The organism is Rhizobium subbaraonis (assembly GCF_900220975.1).
In the GTDB taxonomy this organism is placed as follows: domain Bacteria; phylum Pseudomonadota; class Alphaproteobacteria; order Rhizobiales; family Rhizobiaceae; genus Mycoplana; species Mycoplana subbaraonis.
The window spans coordinates 1-18,426 of the sequence record NZ_OBQD01000014.1 but is presented as its reverse complement, the minus strand read 5'-3'; the positions used below and the strand labels follow the sequence as shown (position 1 = coordinate 18,426).

Here is an 18,426-nt window from a genome sequence, read left to right as displayed (position 1 = left end):
TGCAACGCTGGACCGGCGATCCGGTCCTTTGCCCAGCAACTCAATACGTCATCGCGGCAATCACAACCGCGGTCGGAATGCCTACCGTGGCCACCGTTGCCAACAGCATGGTGGTCACTTTCCAGAACCGGTCGCGCCTGGCGACTTGCTCGCTCCACTCGCATGCCATCCCATCCTCCTGGCTACGGCCCATCGAAGCATCGAACAGAAGCTGAGTCGAGTTGGTTAGGGACATGGGTGTCTGCGGGCACATCCTAAACCGACAACGTTTCACGTTCACCCTTCTCCAATGAACTTGCCGGGCAACCGGGTTCGCCAGCCACGCGTGAAGCCGTGCCCCATGGCTATCGAAGCGAACCTGAGTTTCTCTTCCACGGCATCCCGCTCGGCCAGCAGCGTTCGGATCGCTTCCAGCGCGTTGCCATCGTGCATTTCAAGGATCGCGGCCGCCTCGTCCATCGGAGGCGGTTCGTCTGCAGTGGCGGCACTCATTGAAGCGGCAGGCGGAGTTGGTTGCCGGTCTTACGCAGCACATAGACGGGGCGCGGTGCTTCAACGTCTTTCTGCATCTCGGCACGACGGGCAAGCATGCGCTCACAAAGCGCTTTGGAAGCTGCAACCGCGGCGAGGGCATTCGCGATGACTTTGTCGGTGCTGGCCATAACGAGAACTCCGGTTTGTTCCCTTTATGTTCTCACTCAAGATGCGTGCAGTCAAGACCTCGTTGAGGTCCGAAGGTGCTGCTTGCAGGCGATGGGGGTGTTATCGGACAGGGGGTTTCAGTCCTCGATCATCAGCCCGTCGAAGACCTCCAGCATCGCTTCGACAATGGCCTGTCCGAGGGCATTCGCGGCGTCAGCGACCTTGTCTTCAACGTTGTCGCGCGCAGCGAGGGCCAGATTGCTGCCCTGTTCGGCAATGATGGCACCGGCGCGCTCGATGGCCCATTGCGCAAAGTCGGCCCGCGAGCCGATGGTCGTTGTTTCCATGGTTGTTTTCCTCGCATTCTCAGAAAGTCTTCAGATGCTGTCGGCACAATGGCAGCCAGCGCGCTCAGGTGTTCTCGTCCGCGCTACCAAGCCCCCCAACTGATTTTCAATCAGACAATCAACCGCGCCGCCTTGCCGCGCTTGCGGTCCGGGTTGTTGTAGTAGGCCGCCGCCTGGGTCAGCGATCTATGCTGCGATTGCTGCATCGCCTCCGGCAGGGGAATGCCACGATTGGCAGCCTCCGTCAGATAACCGGAGCGCAGGCCGTGCGCGGAGAACTTTTGCGGATCGAGCCCGGCCTTTGCACAACGGGATTTCAGCATCAGGTTGATCGACTGCGGGGTCAGCGCGCGGCGGTCGACATTGCCCCACTGGTCGATGCGGCGGAACACCGGACCGCTGTCGATCCGGGCTTCTTGCAGCCGGTGCTTCATCGCCTCGACCGGTCGTCCGATCATCAGCGACCGGGCATCGTCGTCCGGACCCGTCGTCTTTGTGCGGCCGAGACGGATCGCCAGACAGGCCAGGGTAGGGGAGGCAGGATCGTCGGGCGTGGCCTGCACCGGTTCCTCCTCGATGAGGTCATCGACCCGCAGGTTGGCGATCTCCGAGCGGCGGCGGCCGCCGGAGGCGAAGGCGGTCAGGAGAATGGCGCGGTCGCGGATATCGACAAGCCGTTCGCCGGCACAGGTGGACAGCAACTGGGCGAGCACGTCGGCGGTGACGGCGCTCATGCTCTTGCGCTGGCGTGGCCGCCCGGTGGCGCGGACGGCCAGCCGAAGGGCGCTCTTCAGCGACGGGGCCGAGAAGGCGCCGGTGAGCCCGCGCCAGCGCGTCAGGATCGACCAGGAGGTCAACCGCCGTCGTACCGTGGCCGGCGCATGCGGACCCTCCGATCGCAGCAGTCCCTGGCTGCGCAATCCGGCTTCGACCGCCGCTGGCATGCCGTGCGCCGGGTCGTCTTCGCGTCGGGCCGGATCCCACAGGTGGTGAGCGACGAACTTCAGCAGCAGTGCCTCGGACGCTGGCCAGGGGAGAGGCGCGTCGGTGGCCAGTGCGTACCAAGCCTCGAGATAGGCGAGGTCGGAGGCGAGCGCGCGCAACGTGTTCGCGCCCATGCCTTCCTTGGCCAGATGCTTCAGCGTGGCGACATCATCATCGGTCAGAAGTGCTGCCAGTTGGTCGCGACGGTCGAACGGCAGGATGGCGTCGAGCGCATCGAGTTCCTCAGCGCGTTTGAGCACGGTATCCTTCACCGTCGCAATATCCTCTTTCGCCGCCATAACCCCTCCTAGCCACTCGGCCTTACTTAGCGGTCCTCGCGCGTATGCCAAAGCCGCAAGACATAGATCGTCGACTGTTGGATCTCGTAGCGGATCTCGTAATGACCTATCAGAATGCGCCGAACTTCCCGCGGCTCGAACTCCTCCAACCGTTCGCCCAGTCGCGGCTGCTCGAGCAGCCGCTTGGGCGCCGCTGTCAAGGACTGGACGATGCGTGCTGCGGATCGGCGATTGACCGGCGCGAGAAAATCATAGAGGCGGGCGAGATCCGAAACGGCCTTGGTCGTCCACTTGAGCTCCATCAGAGCGGCGGTTGAAGAGGCTTGTCGCGATCGAGGCTGCTGGCCCAGGCTTCAACAGCCTGGTGATCAACAACGCGCCCATTATCGACATCGGCGAGAGCCTCCAATGTCAGGCGTCGCCGTTCCTCTTCCTGATCGACCCACGCCGACAGAGCCTGCTTGACGACCCAGCCGCGTGAGCGTTCCAGTCGCGTCGCAATCTCGTCGACCTTATCCGCCAGCGGCCGGGGCACGTGAGCAGTTAGGACTTTTGTTTCCACGAACATATCCCCATTGATTCAAACTTAATCATAGTGATTAGAATTGATTAGTTCAACCAAAATGCTACCAGACCCGTTCGTGCAGCACCTTGTCGAAGGCGCCGTCGACGGAGACAAACGCGCAGTGTTCCAGCCGCGTCTGGGCCGCGAGCAGGCGGTCCCAGGGGTCGCGGTGATCCCAGTCGAAGCTTGCCGCCAGTTCGGCATGCAGATCGGTGATGGCAAGCGTCTGCAGGCCGCTGTCGGCAACGGGGCCCGCAACTGCTATGGTCTGAGATCGAGCTTGTTCAGCCGCATCTTGTCGTCGAGCTGGCAGAAGGAGACGGCGCTGACAAGAATCATGTTGGCCTTGTCCTCGATCATCGATCGTGCGGTCAAAGAAAGCCGATCCCTGCCGATCGTCCACCAGTACACCGCGTGGCTGTCGAGCAGCACCTTCATGTGGGCTGGCCGCCGTTTTCGGGCTTGCGCTGGGAGATGCCGACATCGTCATTCCACTCGCCGGCATCGATTGCGGCCTGTTCGGCGTCGACATCGTCGAACAGGTCATCCGGCAGGCCGCGCTGGCGCAGCAGGCCGAACGGGCGCTTGCCGCCGTCCGCCGGGCCGATGCGGGCATAGCCCTGGTTTCGGGGACGTGTCGCAAATTTTCTCAGTTAACGAGCTGTTGACCATCAGTGGGGAAATTGCCGCTCCCATGTGAAGAGCTGCCGATGATTCTGAATGCTATTGCAGAAAAGCTGCAGCGCTAATCGAAGGATGACTTCAAAGGGCGGCACTTCGAGGCGTGGTTGATCGTGCAGGCGGTGACCTGGTACCTCCGCTATCCGCTCAGCTACCGAGATCTCGAGGAGATGTTCCGCGAGCGCGGCTTCGAGGTCGACCACAGCACAATCAATCGCTGGGTTCTCGCCTACGCGCCGATGATAGAGAAGCGGCTGCGCCCGTTTCGCCGACCGCATTGTGGCTCAGTCAGGATTGACGAGACCTACGTCAAAATCCGCGGCAAGTGGCGTTGTCTGTACCGCGCCATCGACAAGCATGGAAGCCCGGTCGACTTCCTACTCAACGCGAAGCGCTACCTTGATGCCGCCAAGCGCTTCTTCCGCAAGATGCTCAAGGCGAGCCGCTCCTCTCGCAGGAAAAGATCGGCACCGATGGCGCCGACACCTTCCCCACAACGATTGAGTCGGCCGTCGATGACGGTCACCTTCGTCCGAATCCGGTTCACATTGTAACCAAGCATCTCCAGCAAGGCATTGAGAGCGACCATTTTCGCGTGAAGAAGAACATGCCGAAGATCGGCGGCTTCCGATCTTTCAGGACGGCGCGTCGAACCATCGCTGGGTTCGAAGCCATGCTCTGGTTAAAGAAGGGCTTCGGCTTCTCGGCGACTGGACCGTCATCGATCAGAACGACCTGCTCGCGCGCCTGTTCGGAATTCAGAAGGTTAACAAAGCGTGAAAACGCGGCAGAACATGGGGCAGCTTTGACCCTCTCAACGGTTTGCGACACGCCCCTCCGAAATCTCTTCGTCACCCCGCATCACAAACGATCCGCCACCTCGTCCAGGCGCCGGACGTCCCGCTGCGACGGCGGCCGGCGACGGATTTGCGTCGCGTAAGCCGGCCCGAATTCCGAACCCATCGGCGGATCGTTTCATACGAAACGACTACGCCGCGCTCCAGCAGCAATTCCTCGACCAGGCGCAGGCTCAGCGGGAACCGAAAGTACAACCAGACCGAATGGGCGATGATCTGTTGCGGGAAACGGTGGCGCTTGTAGCTGATAGCTGAATTCTTCATCCCGCTATCTCTACGCCCCACTTACTGACAGCGGGTTTATGTGACAACACCGTTGACGTAGCCTTATATGTCCATTATGCAGACAATATGTTCGCATAATGGAGGACGCGATGACGGCAGCGCCGCAATTCTTTGGTATCATACCGCCGACCACAACCCCCTTTGACGCCAATGGCGATATCATCTTCGACCAGTTCAAGACCCAGATCCGCTTCATGTTGGATGCAGGCGTCCACGGCATCTGCGTTGGTGGCTCGTCGGCCGAAGGCCACACGCTGGAAATGTCCGAGTTGCAGGCCCTGCTCGAAAGTGCAGCGGAAACCCTGAACGGCAAGGCGCCGCTGATCGCCGGCGTCATCATCAACTCCACCCGCCAGGCCGTGGACCGCTGCAAGATGGCAAGGAAGGCGGGCTCGGTCGCGCTGCAGGTCACCCCGCCGCATTACGTCTTCCGCCCCTCCGACGATGCGATTGTCGAGCACTTCAAGGCGATCGCCGGCGAAAGCGGCCTGCCGGTCCTGATCTACAACGTCGTGCCGTGGTGCTATCTCAGCCCGGCACTGTTGATCCGCATCATGACGGAAGTGCCGGGCGTCATCGGCGTCAAGCAGAGCAATGGCGACCTGAAGCTTCTGGCCGATCTCTTGCAGGAAGTGCCGGAAGGCAAGCTGGTCTTCACCGCCGTCGACGCGCTGCTCTACCCGAGCTTTGCACTCGGTGCGCATGGCACGATCGCAGCCAACCCGGCTGCAGCCCCCGCTGCCGTCGTCAAGCTGTGGGATCTGGTCCAGGCTGGCAACCATGTCGAGGCATTGGCGCTTCACCGCAAGCTGCTCACCTTCTGGAACGCGCTGGTCTGCGACGACCTGCCGGCCTGCATCAAGTATGCCCAGTCGCTGCAAGGCGTGCCGCTGGCGCTGCCGCGCGCGCCCATGCGCATGCCCGACGAAGCCCGAAAGCGCCGCATCGCAGACGCCTTCGCCGCTCTCGAGGTCCCGTCCAAAATGGCGGCCTAGGACCCATCGGTCAGTTCCGGCGGCACGGAGGTGGGTCGCCGGTACTACAGTCGGAGAACTATCGCGGCACGACAGCCTTCTTGTGCGGGTCAGCGGGTATTTCCGAATTAGCTGATTTAATATTTCTGGGAGGAAACAATGCTTCAACTACGCAATTTCATGTTCGCCGCATCCGTTGCGGCTGTGATCACTGCCATGCCCGCCACGGCCCATTCGGCCGATTTGAGGGCCGGGACCAGCATGGCTGCGAATCATCCGTCGGCCATGGTCCTCAAGAAGCTCTCCGAACTCGTGACGGAGAGAAGTGGCGGCAAACTGAACATCAACGTCTATACGGACGGCACACTCGGCAACGATGGACAGATGCAGCAGCAGGTCCAGTCGGGCACCCAGGATATCTCGACTGCCAATGCTGCCGGCCTTGCCGCGCAGGTCAAGGAAATGGCGGTCGTCGAATTTCCGTTCATCTACCGCAACTCCGACGAATTCTACGACGTCCTGGGCGGGGACATGGGCAAGGAACTGGCTGCCAAGCTCTACGAAAAGGGCTGGGTTGCGCTCGGCTTCTCCCATAACGGCTTTCGCCACGCGACCAACAGTAAGCGCCCGATCCAGAAGTGGGAAGACTTCAGCGGCCTGAAGGTCCGCGTCATCCCCAATGCTATGTATGTCGACATGTTCTCCGCGCTCGGTGCCAATCCGACGCCCATGCCGGTCTCGGAAGTCTACGCCGCCCTGGAAACCGGCACTGTCGACGCACAGGAAGCGCCGCTGGCCCAAATTAGCGCCATGCGCATCTTCGAAGTGCAAAAGTTCATCAGCCTGACGGGCCATTCTGTCAACTCGGAAGTCATCGTCATGAGCCGTAAGACCTACGACGCAATGTCGCCGGAAGACCAGAAGATCGTCGTCGCCGCCGGCAAAGATGCGGTCGAATGGAAGCGCAAGCAGTTCGCCGAATTGGAAGCCGGCCTCCTAACGACAATTGAGGAGGGCGGTATGACCTCCAACAAAGTCGATAATGCCGAACTGGACCGCATGGCCGCGCAGATGAAGCCGGTCATCGCCAAGCACTCGGAGTTGGCAGGCAAGGATTTTGCCGACCGCTACATCAAGGCGATCGAAGCATCGCGTACCGGCAAGTGATAGCGCTGTGGAGCCGGGGCGTCCCTCCGGCTCCACATCCGGGAGATCAATTTGATGCGCTATGTCGACTGGCTTTTCCGCCTTTTTGAAACCATCCTTGTCGCCTTGCTGGCCTGCATGGTTATCATGGTGTTCGGTAACGTCGTTCTGCGCTACGGCTTCAACTCGGGCATCACCGTCTCCGAAGAACTCTCTCGTTTCGCCTTCATCTGGCTGGCCTTCCTGGGCACGGTCGTGGGCATGCGCGACAGGGCGCATCTGGGGGCCGATTTTCTCGTCAGCGCGCTGCCGCCACTGGGCAGGAAGATCTGCTTCGTGCTGTGTTCGATGCTGATCATCTGGAGCTGCTCGCTGATCTTTCTCGGCACGATCCGTGGCCACTCGATTAACATGCAGAACTATTCGCCGGTCATGGGTATTCCGATGGAATACGTCTATGCGTCGGCCTACGTGCTCAGCATCGGCATCATCGCCCTGACGGCTGCTCGCCTCTACCAATTCGCAAGGGGCCGGATCAGCAATGACGACCTGTTCTCGGCCGTCGATGCGGAAGAGGCGCTGGCGATCGAAACACCCGGACCGGGCAGGACCGCCGCGAAATCCGAAGAGAAGAATCAATGACAGTCGTCGTCTTCGTATCCACCTTGCTGGGCGCCATGGCGATCGGGCTGCCGATCGCATTCGCCCTGCTGGTCACTGGCATCGCGTTGATGGTCTATCTCAACAATTTCGATGCGCAGATCATCGCCCAGAACCTGTTCACCGGTGCCGACAGCTTTCCGCTCATGGCCGTGCCCTTCTTCATGCTTGCAGGCGAGCTGATGAATGCAGGCGGCCTGTCGCGGCGCATTGTCGAAGCGGCCATGGCCTGGGTAGGTCACTGGCGCGGTGGCCTTGGTTATGTCGCCATCATCGCCTCGGTCATCATGGCATCGCTTTCGGGCTCGGCGGTGGCCGATACGGCCGCGATCGCGGCGCTGCTCATCCCGATGATGCGCAAGGCGAATTACAACATACCCCGCTCTGCGGGCCTGATCTCGGCCGGCGGCGTGATCGCGCCGATCATTCCACCCTCGATCGGCCTGGTGCTCTACGGCGTGTCCGGCAATGTCTCCATCCGTCAGTTGTTCCTCGCCGGCATCGTGCCGGGCATTCTGATGGGCATAGCGCTGATGGCGACCTGGTGGACGGTCGCGCACCGGGACCAGGTCGCCACCACTCCGAAGGCAAGCTGGGCCAAGCGCCGCAAGAGGGTCATCGACGGTTTCTGGGCTTTCCTTCTGCCGGTCGTCATCATTGGTGGCCTGAAGCTCGGCGTGTTCACGCCGACGGAAGCCGCCGTCGTGGCGGCGGTCTATGCCCTGTTCGTCGGCCTGTTCATCTATCGGGAACTGAAGATTGCCGACCTCTACCAGGTCTTCCTGTCGGCGGCGAAAACCACGTCGGTGGTGATGTTCCTTGCCGCGACTGCCGTTGTCTCCGCATGGCTCATCACGATCGCCAACGTCCCCGCCGAGGTCGGACGCCTTCTCGAGCCTTTCATGGACAACAAGATCACGCTGATGTTCGTCATCATGGTGCTCGTCGTGATTATCGGAACCGCGCTCGATTTCGTCCCGACCATCCTCATCCTGACGCCTGTCCTCGTGCCGGTCATCAAGATGGCGGGCATCGATCCGGTCTATTTCGGCGTGCTGTTCATCATGAACAACGCGATCGGCCTGATCACGCCGCCCGTCGGCACGGTGCTGAATGTTGCGGCGGGAGTCGCACGGGTTCCGCTCGGATCGGTCATCCGCGGGGTGACGCCATTCCTCCTCGCCGAGATTGCCGTGCTCTTTCTGCTCGTCCTGTTCCCGGAGCTTGTCACCGTACCGCTCCAATACCTGCGCTGAGGTCACGCCATGCAGCCAATGACAGAACCATCATCGGATTTCCAAGCCAGAGTCCTGCCCAGGCTTGCCGCCCTTCTCGGTGACCGGATTTCGACTTCCCGCGTCATGCGTGAACAGCATGGCCATGGCGAGGGCCTGCCGGACAGCGCCATGCCTGATGCGGTCGCGTTTGCACAAACAACGGAGGAGGTCGCCGCGATCGCGGCGATCTGCAACGACACCCGCACGCCCCTCATTCCTTTCGGAGCCGGATCCTCCCTGGAGGGCCACGTCGTCCCGCTTTTCGGCGGCGTGGCCCTCGACTTGTCCGGCATGACGAGGATCATTGCGGTCAATGCCGAAAGCATGGACTGCCGGGTCGAGGCGGGCGTCACGAAAGAGCAGCTCAATTCCGAGTTGCGCGCCAGTGGCCTGTTCTTCCCCGTCGATCCGGGCGCCCATGCGACGCTTGGCGGAATGGCCGCCACGCGCGCCTCCGGCACCAATGCCGTGCGCTACGGCACCATGCGCGAAGTGACGCTCGGCCTCACCGTCGTGACGCCCAACGGCCGCATCATCCGCACCGGCGGCCGGGCGCGCAAATCCGCAGCCGGATTGGATCTCACCCGGCTCTATGTCGGCAGCGAAGGAACGCTCGGCGTCATCACGGAAGTCGCGCTGAAGCTGAGCGGCATTCCCGAGACGATCTCGTCAGCCGTCTGCCAGTTTCCGGACATGCAGAGCGCGGTCGGCACCGTCATCGCCGCCCTGCAGATCGGCATCAATGTGGCGCGTATCGAGCTTGCCGACGAAATGCAGATGCGCGCCTGCATCCGGTATTCCAAGCTCGACGAATTTCAGGAGCAGCCGACGCTCTTCTTCGAGTTCCATGGCACGCCCGCGGTTGCTGCCGAGCAGACGGAAACCATGCAGGCGCTTGCGGAAGAATTCGGCGGCAATGGCTTCCAGTTCGCCAACCGCCCGGAAGAGCGCTCGCGCCTCTGGACGGCAAGGCACAACACCTATTTCGCCAATGTGGCGCTGATCCCCGGCCACCGGTTGATCGGCACCGACGCCTGCGTGCCGATTTCGGAGCTGGCCGCCTGCATCGAGGCGACGAGGAAGGACATAGAGGAAAGCGGCATGACGGCACCGCTGGTCGGCCATGTCGGCGATGGCAATTTCCACCTTGCGATCCTGTTCGATCCCGAAAATCCGGAAGACCGCAGAAAGGCCGAGGCGCTTGCGAGCCGCGTCAGCCTGCGCGCCATCCAGTTCGGCGGCACCTGCAGCGGGGAACACGGCATAGGCATCGGGAAAATTCGCTACATGGAGACCGAACACGGCGTGGCGCTCGACGTCATGCGCACAATCAAGACTGCACTCGATCCCAATGGGATCATGAATCCCGGCAAAATGTTGCCTTCAGGCATGGGAGACCGCTGATATGAAGAAACTGATGAATGCACCCGGCGATTTCGTCGATGAGGCTTTGGACGGCCTGACCATGGCCAATCCCTCCATCGTCCGCGATGGCGAGAATGGTCGGGTCATCCGGCGGGCAGAAGGCGCGCGCAAGGGCAAAGTCGGCGTCGCCTCCGGCGGCGGATCCGGCCATCTGCCGTTGTTCACGGGCTATGTTGGCCAGGGACTGCTCGACACCTGCTCCATCGGCAACGTCTTCGAAGGCCCGAATGTCGGCTCTTGCATGGACGCGATCAAGCTTGCCAATGGCGGCCGCGGCGTGCTTCGCCTCTACGCCAACTACGGCGGCGATCGCATGAATTTCGATATGGCCGGCGAAATGCTGGAGGACGAGATCCGCACCACGACGGTGCTCGGCACCGACGACATTGCCAGCGCCTCGCCGGAGGAAAGCGCCAAGCGCCGCGGCGTGGCCGGAATCGTCTATGCCTACAAGATCGCCGGTGCGAAGGCTGAGACCGGCGCCGACCTCGACGAGGTTACGGCCACGGCCGCCAAGGCGGTCGCCGCGACACGCACCATCGGCGTCGCTCTTGCTCCGTGCCAGCTCCCGGGCTCAGCCAAACCGACATTCACGCTTGGAGATGACGATATCGAGATGGGCATGGGCATTCATGGCGAGCCCGGCATCTGGCGCAACAAGCTCAAGTCCGCCGACGAGATTGCCGACGAAATGCTGGATAGGCTCCTGGCGGAGGCACCGAAGAATGCCGGCTCTGAGGTCTCGATCCTGGTCAACGGTCTCGGCGCAACACCGCTGGAGGAACTCTTCATCCTCTACCGGCACGCCTCCCGGAAGCTGACCGCGGCCGAACTGACCATTGTCCAGCCGCTGGTCGGCAACTTCGTCACCTCGATGGAAATGGCGGGCGCCTCGATCAGCCTCTGCTTCCTCGACGAGGAACTCAAATCGATGTTGGCGGCACCCGCCTATTGCCCGTTCTGGAGGGTCGGATGAGCACTTTCGCAGTCAAAGACGTCAAGGCTATCGTCAGCAAGGCAGCCGCCGCCATGGTGGAACTGGAGCAGGAACTGAACGCCGCCGATGCCAAGCTCGGCGATGGCGATACCGGCGGCATGCTGGCGCGCGTGATTTCCGCGATCGACAAGGCGGCCGCAGCGTCCGACGAGGATGTCGGCGCCTGTTTTTCAGCCTATGCGAAAGCGGCGGCCGTTGCGACCGGATCGAGCCTTGGCACCCTGTTTGCCACGGCGCTGATGACCTTCGCCAAGGGCACCAAGGGCCATGAAGCCGTGCCGCTTTCCGAGCTGGCGCCGCTGTTTGCCAAGGCGCGCGACGCGATGATGGCGCGGGGCGGAGCAGCGCTCGGCGACAAGACTGTTCTCGACGCGATCGATGCCGTGGCGCGGGCGCTTGAAGGGGTCAGCGATCCGCTGGTGGCGAAGCGCCTGGCCGTCGAGGCGACGCAGGCCGCTCTCCTGGAATTTCACGGCAGGCCGAACAAGATCGGCCGCGCCCGGATGTTTGCCGACCAGACGATCGGACTGGACGATCCGGGCATGCTCGCCTTCGCCAAACTGTGCAAAGCGGTGGCATGACGGGTTAATGCGCTCGCCTCCGGCAACATTTCAACGGTCGGCAAAGCGTGATAACCCACGTTCAAGAGGATGCTGATCAGGAGCGGGAATGTCTAAGCAGATCGAACAATCCGAAGCGGAAAACGAACGCAGTTCCAGCCAGATGCTTTCCTTTTCGAAGATGCTGGCGGTGCTGGACTGTTTCTCGCGTGACGACCGCTCGCTCTCCGTTTTGGAAATCGCCAGGCGCACCAAACTGCCGCGCACGACGGTTCACCGCATCGTCGGTTCTCTGCGTTCGCTCGGTCTGATCGACCAGGATCGCGACCGCGAGAAATACCGCCTCGGGCTCAAGCTTTTCGAGCTCGGCAATACCGTTCTTGCCAATATGGATGTGCAGCGGGAGGCGAGCGAAAGCATTGCGACGCTCGTCAACAAGACCGGCCAGTCGGTGCATCTTGGGGTCTTCGATGGCTTTGAGATCGTGATGGTCGAACGCGCCGATTCGAGGGTCGGGCACGTGAACCGGGTCGTCACACTCGAAAGCGCGGCCGCCTATTGCAGTGCCACCGGCAAGGCGGCACTCGCCTTCCAGCCGCAATCGGTCGTCGACCGGATCATATCGCATGGCTTCACCGCGCTGACACCGAACACGATCACCTCCGGCGAACAGCTGATGGACGATCTCGCCGCGATCCGTAAACGGGGATACTCCATCGACGATGCGGAATACGAGGATTGGCGCCGCTGCGTCGCAGCGCCCATCCGCAACGCCAGCGGACGGGTTTTCGCGGCGATCAGCGTGACCGGCAAGAAAGAAAACTTCACCGACAAAACGATCCCGGAATATGCCAGCCTGGTTGTCGCCCAGGCGGACAAGATCTCGCGCCGCCTCGGATACGAACGCAACGCGGAGTAAATCCGAAGACGTGGCCGTACGGTCCACCGATACGCCGTCGCTCGATCCGGTTTTGTTGAACCGTTTCGATGTCGATGGCGCCTGCCTGCGCTGCAGAATTCTCCAATGAAAACAAAAGCGTATCTGCGGTTAGTGCTTCTGCCGCCCTCTGGCATGGTGCCTTCGCTCTCACGGAAAATTGGTCAGATAAAAAGGCGCAATTGCATGTCGGCGCTTGACGCGGCTTTATATGTCCACTATTCAGACATTATGTTCGCATAATGGAGGAAAGCATGGCGTCCGCACCGCAATTGTTTGGCATCATCCCGCCAACCACCACCCCTTTCGACGCCAATGGCGACATCATCTTCGACCAGTTCAAGACGCAGATCCGCTTCATGCTGGAGTCCGGCGTCCACGGTATCTGCGTCGGCGGTTCGTCGGCGGAGGGTCATACGCTGGAAATGTCCGAACTCCAGTCTCTTCTGGAGACGGCGGCCGAGACGCTTGCCGGAAAGGCGCCGCTGATCGCCGGCGTTATCATCAACTCCACCCGCCAGGCCGTCGACCGCTGCAAGATGGCCGCAAGGGCAGGCTCGGTCGCGCTGCAGGTCACGCCGCCGCATTACGTCTTCCGTCCGTCCGACGACGCCATCGTCGATCACTTCAAGGCGATTGCAGGCGAAAGCGGCCTGCCGGTTCTCATCTATAATGTCGTGCCGTGGTGCTATCTGAGCCCCGCTCTATTGATCCGGATCATGAAGGAAGTGCCGGGTGTCATCGGCGTCAAGCAAAGCAATGGCGACCTGAAGCTGCTCGCCGATCTCCTCCAGGAGGTGCCGGAAGGCAAGCTCGTCTTCACGGCCGTGGATGCGCTTCTCTATCCGAGTTTCGCGCTCGGAGCGCATGGAACGATTGCCGCAAATCCGGCGGCAGCGCCTGCAGCCGTCGTCAAGCTGTGGGATCTCGTCCAGGCCGGCGACCATGTCGGAGCGCTTGCCCTGCACCGCAAGCTGCTCACCTTCTGGAATGCCCTGATCTGCGACGACCTGCCGGCCTGCATCAAATATGCTCAGTCGCTCCAGGGCGTGCCGCTCGCCCTGCCGCGTGCGCCCATGCGCATGCCAGACGAAGCCCGCAAGCGCCGCATCGCCGCAGCTTTCGAAGGCCTCGATGTGCCCTTCAAGGCCGCCGCGTAAGCGATCAAGCCAGAACCGGCGGCAGGGAGGTATGCCGCCGGCTTGCAGATGGAGAAGTATCCGGGCATGAAGCCCGCAACCGTTTCAAGGGAGGAAATCTTGAACAACGTTTCCAGAACATTTTCGCGCCTTATCGGCAGCCTCGCTGCTGCCGGCGGCATTCTGTCCGCCTCCGCCGCCATGGCGGAATGGCCCGAACGGCCGGTTCAGATGATCGTCGTTGCCGGCGCCGGTGGCGGCAGCGACTACACGATGCGTCTTCTCGGCGCGGGTCTCGAGGCCGAACTCGGCAAGCCTTTCACCATCGTCAACCAGGCCCAGGCCTCTGGCATCGTGGGTTACACGACCTATGCCAATGCGCCCAAGGACGGCCATACGCTCGGTCAGCTCTCGCCGATCGCGCAGTTCAAGCTGCTGGGACAGGCCAATTTCACGCCTGAAACTTTCACGGCCATCGCCCAGTTCAACGCCGATCCGTCGGCGATCCATGTCGCCAAGGACTCGCCCTTCAAGGACACCAAGGAACTGATCGCGGCAATCAAGGCCGATCCGGGCAAGTTGAAGATCCATTGCGGCGGTTCCTGCAATGCGAGCTGGGACATTCCCTTCGTCGCCATGCTGCTCGATCAGGGGGTAGACGTCACCAAGCTGAACCTCATTCCCGGAGCCGGCTCTTCGGCCGCGCTGCAAGAGCTGGCGGCCGGCGGTGTCGATGTCGTTCTCTGCTCCATTCCGGAAACGACGGCCCTCGCACAGGCTGGGGCTGTCCGCACGGTCGCGGTCATGAGCGAGGAACGCATTGCCATAGATCCCAACGTGCCGACGGTGAAGGAACAGCTCGGCAAGTCCTATGTCGGCGGCACCTGGCGCGGCATCGGCGGGCCGGCCCAGATGGACCCGGCACTTGTCTCGCGCATTGAAGCGGCGATCCAGAAGGTGGTCGAAAGCGAGACGTTCAAGAAGGGCATGGAAGCCCGTGGCTTCGGCGTCGCCTGGCGCAATCATGCGGACTTCACGAGCTTTCTCGGCGAGCATTTCGAAGAGACGACCAAGGTCATCAATGCGCTGAAAACCAAGTGACGTCAAAAGAGACTGAAGAGGTGAGGCCGGTGGCTTCACCTCCACAGTCGGGAGAGATTTCATGACCAATCTTGGGGACAGAAGGCTTGGCCTTCTTGTGGCGGTGGTCGGCATCGTCATCATCTACATGTCGCTGCAGCTCCCGGAGCCGATGTCGGGCACTCACATCGCCTACGGCCCGGGATTTTTCCCGGCTTTGCTCGGCGTTGCGGCTGTGGTGGCGGGTGTGACACTCGCCATCGTGCAGCCGAGTGCCGAGCAGAACGAGGATGAGGACGCAGCGGCGCCTGCCGAGACCCCAAGGCTCGGCGGACCCGTTCTGGTCCTCCTGGCAGTGCTTTCCTATATCTATCTCAGCGACCTGATCGGCTTCATTCCGCTCGCGACCGCGACACTTGCAATCCTCCTGATGTTCGGCGGCATGCGGTTTCCCAAGGCCATCGCGCTCTCCCTGCTCGCCAGCATCCTCATCTATCTGATGTTTTCAAAGGGCCTGCTCGTGCCTCTGCCGCGCGGTTTGCTCCAACCCTGGGCGCTCTGGCTATGATGGCAAATATCCTTGCGGCAGCTGCCGAACTCTTTTCTCCTTATGTCCTTGCGGTGATCCTCGGCAGCGCCGTGTTCGGCCTGTTTTTGGGCGCTGTGCCGGGGCTGACCGCGACAATGGCAACGGCACTGCTTGTCCCGGTGACATTCTACATGGACCCGGTTCCGGCAGTGGCGGCGATGGTGACCGCGTCCGCAATGGCGATGTTTGCGGGAGACATTCCGTCGGCTTTGCTCCGCATGCCGGGGACCCCGGCCTCGGCCGCCTACACGGATGATGCCTATTCCCTGACCAAAAAGGGGCTTGCCCATGTCTCGCTCGGCATATGCCTGCTCACGTCGGCGATCGGCGGCATTTTCGGCGCCCTCGTGCTCTCCGTTTTCGCGCCGCCTCTCGCCGCAATCGCCCTCAAGTTCAGCAGCTTCGAATATTTCTGGCTCTGCCTTCTTGGCCTGACGACATCCGCCTTCATCATGCAGGGATCGCCGATCAAGGGCATTATCTCGTTATCCCTCGGTCTGCTGGTCTCCACCATTGGCATCGATCCCGTCAGCGGTGTGCCGCGCTTCACCTTCGACAGTCCAGCCTTGATCGGCGGCGTCTCGCTCGTCCCAGTCATGATCGGTGTCTTCGCCGTTGCCGAAATCTTCCGCTTCTATGCCCGTCGCAATCCGCAGCTGGCGCTCGAACAGGTCGAGCTCAAGGGCGTATTTTCAGGCCAGATCCGCATCCTGTGGCGGCAGCGCAGGGCGATTGCACAGGGCAACGTCCTTGGCACGATGATCGGAATCGTACCCGGCGCTGGAGCAGATATCGCGGCCTGGGTGTCCTATTCGCTTGCCAAAAAATTCTCGAAGGACCCTCAGGATTATGGCCGTGGATCACAGGAAGGCCTTGCCGCCGCTGGCGCGGCCAACAATGCCGCCGTCAGCGGTGCGTATGTGCCGGCACTCGTCTTCGGCATTCCAGGCGACGCGATCACTGCGATCGTCATCGGCGTGCTGTTCATGAAGGGCGTCAATCCGGGACCGACGATCTTCCTCAACAATCCGGTCACCGTCTACGGCATATTCATGGCCTTCATCCTGGCCAACCTGCTGATGATCCCCCTCGGCTGGGCAGCGATCCGCTGCGGCCGGATGATCCTGAAGGTGAAGCTTCCCATTCTGATGCCGATCATCCTGGTGTTCTGCATGGTCGGCTCCTTCGCCGTCGAGAACACGATCACGGCCGTTGGCGCGGCCCTGGCTTTCGGTGTCGTCGGTTACGTCATGGAAGAGAACGGCATTCCGATTGCGCCCTTTGTTCTGGGCATCGTTCTTGGACCTCTAGTAGAGCAGAATTTTCTGACCTCGATGATGAAGTCCGGCGGATCGCTGCTCGCCTTCTTTGACCGACCGATCGCCGCATCGCTGGGCGCCATCACCCTTCTGATCTGGATATCGCCCCTGATCTCGATGCTCAGGCGGAGGCAATCCGCATCCCGGGAGACCTGATTTTCATCACATACAAAGTTATCGCTTGGCTATGAGAGCCGAGGTCATTCATCGGCGCAGGGCCATGGAAGAGATTTGAAGCGTCGAATGCGGTACTTTGGAATGGCTCTCTCCTGGAGCCCATTGGAAAGATGCCGCCAGCCCCCACCGAAGAGCGATATTACGTTATACTCGACGCACCAGCAATGGCTGCATAAGTTAAACATGGCGTAATTGAGGCGCGGTTCGCTCCGTGGCCATTTCCTCAGTAATGTCTAGCAGGGGTGGTTGCCTCAGATAAAATGACAATACTGGCTCTCGCATCCCGGTCAGCTCGTTGCACAGCACTGGCCTGGAAGCGCCAAACCGCTGGCTAGGTATTGCAGTCCCCGCTCGCACTTTGGTGAAGTTCCATCAATAGTCTTACGCTGCATCTTTCTGTAAGGGCTTTTTAGTAATGCGACAGTTGGGCGAGTTAGAGATGCGACAGTCTCGCCTCTTTATGCACTGGTCAATGCCAACGTCGGGAGCAAGATGACGCTGAAAGCAGCCATCCCCTCGGCGTTTCGCTTTCAGTTGTTTCAGATCGACCGGATTTGATCATTCGCCAAAAAGGAATAGGCCATAGTCCGTTGCGCCGTGCAGGATGTGGATAATGACCACTTTGGCGGGCTCAACGCGATAGAAGATGAGGTAGTTGCCGTGAACGCGTCTACGGATTCCATGATGTTCATAGCGAGGGACGAGGGCGAAGCTGTTTGGGTTGCTAACAAGGTCTTCACACCGGTTCCGCAGCTCTCGGATGAATGAAAGAGCGCGCCGTGGATTGTGCTCGGCAATGTAATCGGCGATCTGCTCAAGGTCGCCTTCGGCCTCGCTGGTAAACTCAAGGATCATGGGAATTTTCGGCTTTGTCAGCCATCGCACGGTATTTAGCGTCGAGACGGTTGAACACATCGCTAGCCGACTTAGTCCGACCGGCGTCCGCATCAGAGATGCCGCGCATGATTGAGGCATTCAGCGCGGCGAGGCGCGTCTCACGGTCCTGAACCAGTCGCACTCCTTCGCGCAGAACTTCGCTTTTCGAGCCGTAGCGACCAGTATCAACGAGCTGCTGAATATAGCTTTCGAGCTGCTTTCCCAGATCGGCGCTGATCATGCGTACCTCCATCTTATGTGACGGTCAGAGTTTAGTCGACTTATCAACTATTATCAATGGAGTGCATGCGCACTTCTGCTGTTCAGCGCTCGTCATCTCCTCTTTTCCTATCGGGCGGCCCGAGGAGACTTCGGCGAAAATTGTGGTCGGTGCGAACTCAGTAGTGCGGGACTGTCGGGAAAGCCTCCGAAATAGTCCTGCGATACAATATTTATGTAGTGCAACTGGCGGGTCATCGGTTCGGATCCTCTCAAGGCGGAGACGACCGGCATAGTGGCCTGCCCCCATGGGGTGATCCGGTTGGAATGTTAGTGCATGCTTGGCCTGCTGGCCACCGCTGGCGTTGATGCCGGTCCGTTTTGGCGAGGC

The 18,426-nt window shown here is 61.0% G+C and carries 21 protein-coding genes and 4 pseudogenes; 13 read left to right on the top strand and 12 right to left on the bottom strand.

The window, feature by feature from the left end:
- Positions 1-40: 40 nt before the first annotated feature.
- The 9 genes and pseudogenes from CRO48_RS20630 to CRO48_RS20595 all read right to left on the bottom strand — a co-directional run.
- A complete protein-coding gene (locus CRO48_RS20630; protein ID WP_141402084.1) occupies positions 41-235 on the bottom strand; it encodes a hypothetical protein in 195 nt (64 codons plus the stop codon).
- 41 nt (positions 236-276) lie between these two features.
- Positions 277-459: a hypothetical protein gene (locus tag CRO48_RS20625; RefSeq protein WP_245423602.1), complete on the bottom strand. Its 183-nt coding sequence runs from the start codon at positions 457-459 to the stop codon at positions 277-279.
- A 29-nt stretch (positions 460-488) separates the two neighbouring features.
- Positions 489-662 carry a hypothetical protein gene (locus CRO48_RS32310; protein WP_176526837.1) on the bottom strand — a complete coding sequence of 58 codons (174 nt, stop codon included), beginning with the start codon at positions 660-662 and terminating at the stop codon, positions 489-491.
- Between the two features lie 117 nt (positions 663-779).
- Positions 780-989: a hypothetical protein gene (locus tag CRO48_RS20620; RefSeq protein ID WP_097141754.1), complete on the bottom strand. Its 210-nt coding sequence runs from the start codon at positions 987-989 to the stop codon at positions 780-782.
- A 110-nt stretch (positions 990-1,099) separates the two neighbouring features.
- A complete protein-coding gene (locus CRO48_RS20615; protein WP_097141753.1) occupies positions 1,100-2,272 on the bottom strand; it encodes a tyrosine-type recombinase/integrase in 1,173 nt (390 codons plus the stop codon).
- A 26-nt stretch (positions 2,273-2,298) separates the two neighbouring features.
- Positions 2,299-2,574 carry a type II toxin-antitoxin system RelE/ParE family toxin gene (locus tag CRO48_RS20610; protein WP_097141752.1) on the bottom strand — a complete coding sequence of 92 codons (276 nt, stop codon included), beginning with the start codon at positions 2,572-2,574 and terminating at the stop codon, positions 2,299-2,301.
- Positions 2,574-2,834, bottom strand: coding sequence for a CopG family ribbon-helix-helix protein (locus tag CRO48_RS20605; RefSeq protein ID WP_097141879.1), 261 nt, complete (start codon positions 2,832-2,834; stop codon positions 2,574-2,576). The genes CRO48_RS20610 and CRO48_RS20605 overlap by 1 nt, the downstream gene beginning before the upstream one ends.
- A 64-nt stretch (positions 2,835-2,898) precedes the next feature.
- Positions 2,899-3,275 (bottom strand): annotated as a pseudogene (locus CRO48_RS20600) (type II toxin-antitoxin system VapC family toxin).
- Positions 3,272-3,463 (bottom strand): annotated as a pseudogene (locus CRO48_RS20595) (prevent-host-death protein); the annotation flags it as partial. The pseudogenes CRO48_RS20600 and CRO48_RS20595, both read right to left, overlap by 4 nt.
- A gap of 84 nt (positions 3,464-3,547) precedes the next feature.
- Between CRO48_RS20595 and CRO48_RS20590 the strand changes: the two are divergent.
- Positions 3,548-4,298, top strand: a pseudogene (locus tag CRO48_RS20590) (IS6 family transposase).
- 96 nt (positions 4,299-4,394) lie between these two features.
- Here CRO48_RS20590 and CRO48_RS20585 read toward each other — a convergent pair.
- Positions 4,395-4,639: pseudogene (locus CRO48_RS20585) on the bottom strand (IS6 family transposase); the annotation flags it as partial.
- A gap of 110 nt (positions 4,640-4,749) precedes the next feature.
- On the opposite strand from CRO48_RS20585, the gene CRO48_RS20580 reads away from it, so the two are divergent.
- From CRO48_RS20580 to CRO48_RS20525, 12 genes are all read left to right on the top strand, one after another.
- Complete coding sequence (locus CRO48_RS20580; protein WP_097141751.1) at positions 4,750-5,655, top strand: dihydrodipicolinate synthase family protein; 906 nt, start codon at positions 4,750-4,752, stop codon at positions 5,653-5,655.
- A gap of 138 nt (positions 5,656-5,793) precedes the next feature.
- Complete coding sequence (locus CRO48_RS20575; protein WP_097141750.1) at positions 5,794-6,801, top strand: TRAP transporter substrate-binding protein; 1,008 nt, start codon at positions 5,794-5,796, stop codon at positions 6,799-6,801.
- 54 nt (positions 6,802-6,855) lie between these two features.
- Complete coding sequence (locus CRO48_RS20570) at positions 6,856-7,422, top strand: TRAP transporter small permease (RefSeq protein ID WP_097141749.1); 567 nt, start codon at positions 6,856-6,858, stop codon at positions 7,420-7,422.
- Positions 7,419-8,696, top strand: a complete 1,278-nt coding sequence (locus CRO48_RS20565; RefSeq protein WP_097141748.1) for a TRAP transporter large permease subunit — start codon at positions 7,419-7,421, stop codon at positions 8,694-8,696. Before CRO48_RS20570 ends, CRO48_RS20565 begins: the two co-directional genes overlap by 4 nt.
- A 105-nt stretch (positions 8,697-8,801) precedes the next feature.
- On the top strand, positions 8,802-10,121 hold the full coding sequence (locus CRO48_RS20560; protein WP_342588286.1) for an FAD-binding oxidoreductase: 1,320 nt from the start codon (positions 8,802-8,804) through the stop codon (positions 10,119-10,121).
- 1 nt (position 10,122) lies between these two features.
- Positions 10,123-11,118, top strand: coding sequence for a dihydroxyacetone kinase subunit DhaK (locus tag CRO48_RS20555; protein ID WP_097141747.1), 996 nt, complete (start codon positions 10,123-10,125; stop codon positions 11,116-11,118).
- The gene (locus tag CRO48_RS20550; RefSeq protein ID WP_097141746.1) at positions 11,115-11,720 is read left to right on the top strand and encodes a DAK2 domain-containing protein; all 606 of its coding nucleotides are present in this window, start codon (positions 11,115-11,117) and stop codon (positions 11,718-11,720) included. The genes CRO48_RS20555 and CRO48_RS20550 overlap by 4 nt, the downstream gene beginning before the upstream one ends.
- A gap of 88 nt (positions 11,721-11,808) precedes the next feature.
- Positions 11,809-12,618 (top strand): IclR family transcriptional regulator, encoded by an 810-nt coding sequence (locus CRO48_RS20545; protein WP_097141745.1) that lies wholly within the window; start codon positions 11,809-11,811, stop codon positions 12,616-12,618.
- A 272-nt stretch (positions 12,619-12,890) separates the two neighbouring features.
- Positions 12,891-13,796 carry a dihydrodipicolinate synthase family protein gene (locus CRO48_RS20540; protein ID WP_097141744.1) on the top strand — a complete coding sequence of 302 codons (906 nt, stop codon included), beginning with the start codon at positions 12,891-12,893 and terminating at the stop codon, positions 13,794-13,796.
- A gap of 99 nt (positions 13,797-13,895) precedes the next feature.
- Positions 13,896-14,876: a Bug family tripartite tricarboxylate transporter substrate binding protein gene (locus CRO48_RS20535; protein ID WP_210202010.1), complete on the top strand. Its 981-nt coding sequence runs from the start codon at positions 13,896-13,898 to the stop codon at positions 14,874-14,876.
- 61 nt (positions 14,877-14,937) lie between these two features.
- Positions 14,938-15,423: a tripartite tricarboxylate transporter TctB family protein gene (locus tag CRO48_RS20530; RefSeq protein ID WP_097141743.1), complete on the top strand. Its 486-nt coding sequence runs from the start codon at positions 14,938-14,940 to the stop codon at positions 15,421-15,423.
- On the top strand, positions 15,420-16,919 hold the full coding sequence (locus CRO48_RS20525) for a tripartite tricarboxylate transporter permease (RefSeq protein ID WP_097141742.1): 1,500 nt from the start codon (positions 15,420-15,422) through the stop codon (positions 16,917-16,919). Before CRO48_RS20530 ends, CRO48_RS20525 begins: the two co-directional genes overlap by 4 nt.
- Before the next feature lie 579 nt (positions 16,920-17,498).
- Here the strand turns inward: CRO48_RS20525 and CRO48_RS20520 are convergent.
- Entirely contained in the window at positions 17,499-17,795 is a 297-nt protein-coding gene (locus tag CRO48_RS20520; RefSeq protein WP_097141741.1) for a type II toxin-antitoxin system RelE/ParE family toxin, read from the bottom strand.
- Entirely contained in the window at positions 17,785-18,057 is a 273-nt protein-coding gene (locus tag CRO48_RS20515) for a type II toxin-antitoxin system ParD family antitoxin (protein ID WP_097141740.1), read from the bottom strand. The genes CRO48_RS20520 and CRO48_RS20515 overlap by 11 nt, the downstream gene beginning before the upstream one ends.
- Positions 18,058-18,426 lie beyond the last annotated feature (369 nt).

Coding starts and splice junctions, on each gene's coding strand:
- CRO48_RS20630 (WP_141402084.1), bottom strand. CDS start 235: ATGTCCCTAACCAACTCGACTCAGCTTCTGTTCGATGCTTCGATGGGC.
- CRO48_RS20625 (WP_245423602.1), bottom strand. CDS start 459: ATGGACGAGGCGGCCGCGATCCTTGAAATGCACGATGGCAACGCGCTG.
- CRO48_RS32310 (WP_176526837.1), bottom strand. CDS start 662: ATGGCCAGCACCGACAAAGTCATCGCGAATGCCCTCGCCGCGGTTGCA.
- CRO48_RS20620 (WP_097141754.1), bottom strand. CDS start 989: ATGGAAACAACGACCATCGGCTCGCGGGCCGACTTTGCGCAATGGGCC.
- CRO48_RS20615 (WP_097141753.1), bottom strand. CDS start 2,272: ATGGCGGCGAAAGAGGATATTGCGACGGTGAAGGATACCGTGCTCAAA.
- CRO48_RS20610 (WP_097141752.1), bottom strand. CDS start 2,574: ATGGAGCTCAAGTGGACGACCAAGGCCGTTTCGGATCTCGCCCGCCTC.
- CRO48_RS20580 (WP_097141751.1), top strand. CDS start 4,750: ATGACGGCAGCGCCGCAATTCTTTGGTATCATACCGCCGACCACAACC.
- CRO48_RS20575 (WP_097141750.1), top strand. CDS start 5,794: ATGCTTCAACTACGCAATTTCATGTTCGCCGCATCCGTTGCGGCTGTG.
- CRO48_RS20570 (WP_097141749.1), top strand. CDS start 6,856: ATGCGCTATGTCGACTGGCTTTTCCGCCTTTTTGAAACCATCCTTGTC.
- CRO48_RS20565 (WP_097141748.1), top strand. CDS start 7,419: ATGACAGTCGTCGTCTTCGTATCCACCTTGCTGGGCGCCATGGCGATC.
- CRO48_RS20560 (WP_342588286.1), top strand. CDS start 8,802: ATGCGTGAACAGCATGGCCATGGCGAGGGCCTGCCGGACAGCGCCATG.
- CRO48_RS20555 (WP_097141747.1), top strand. CDS start 10,123: ATGAAGAAACTGATGAATGCACCCGGCGATTTCGTCGATGAGGCTTTG.
- CRO48_RS20550 (WP_097141746.1), top strand. CDS start 11,115: ATGAGCACTTTCGCAGTCAAAGACGTCAAGGCTATCGTCAGCAAGGCA.
- CRO48_RS20545 (WP_097141745.1), top strand. CDS start 11,809: ATGTCTAAGCAGATCGAACAATCCGAAGCGGAAAACGAACGCAGTTCC.
- CRO48_RS20540 (WP_097141744.1), top strand. CDS start 12,891: ATGGCGTCCGCACCGCAATTGTTTGGCATCATCCCGCCAACCACCACC.
- CRO48_RS20530 (WP_097141743.1), top strand. CDS start 14,938: ATGACCAATCTTGGGGACAGAAGGCTTGGCCTTCTTGTGGCGGTGGTC.
- CRO48_RS20525 (WP_097141742.1), top strand. CDS start 15,420: ATGATGGCAAATATCCTTGCGGCAGCTGCCGAACTCTTTTCTCCTTAT.
- CRO48_RS20520 (WP_097141741.1), bottom strand. CDS start 17,795: ATGATCCTTGAGTTTACCAGCGAGGCCGAAGGCGACCTTGAGCAGATC.
- CRO48_RS20515 (WP_097141740.1), bottom strand. CDS start 18,057: ATGATCAGCGCCGATCTGGGAAAGCAGCTCGAAAGCTATATTCAGCAG.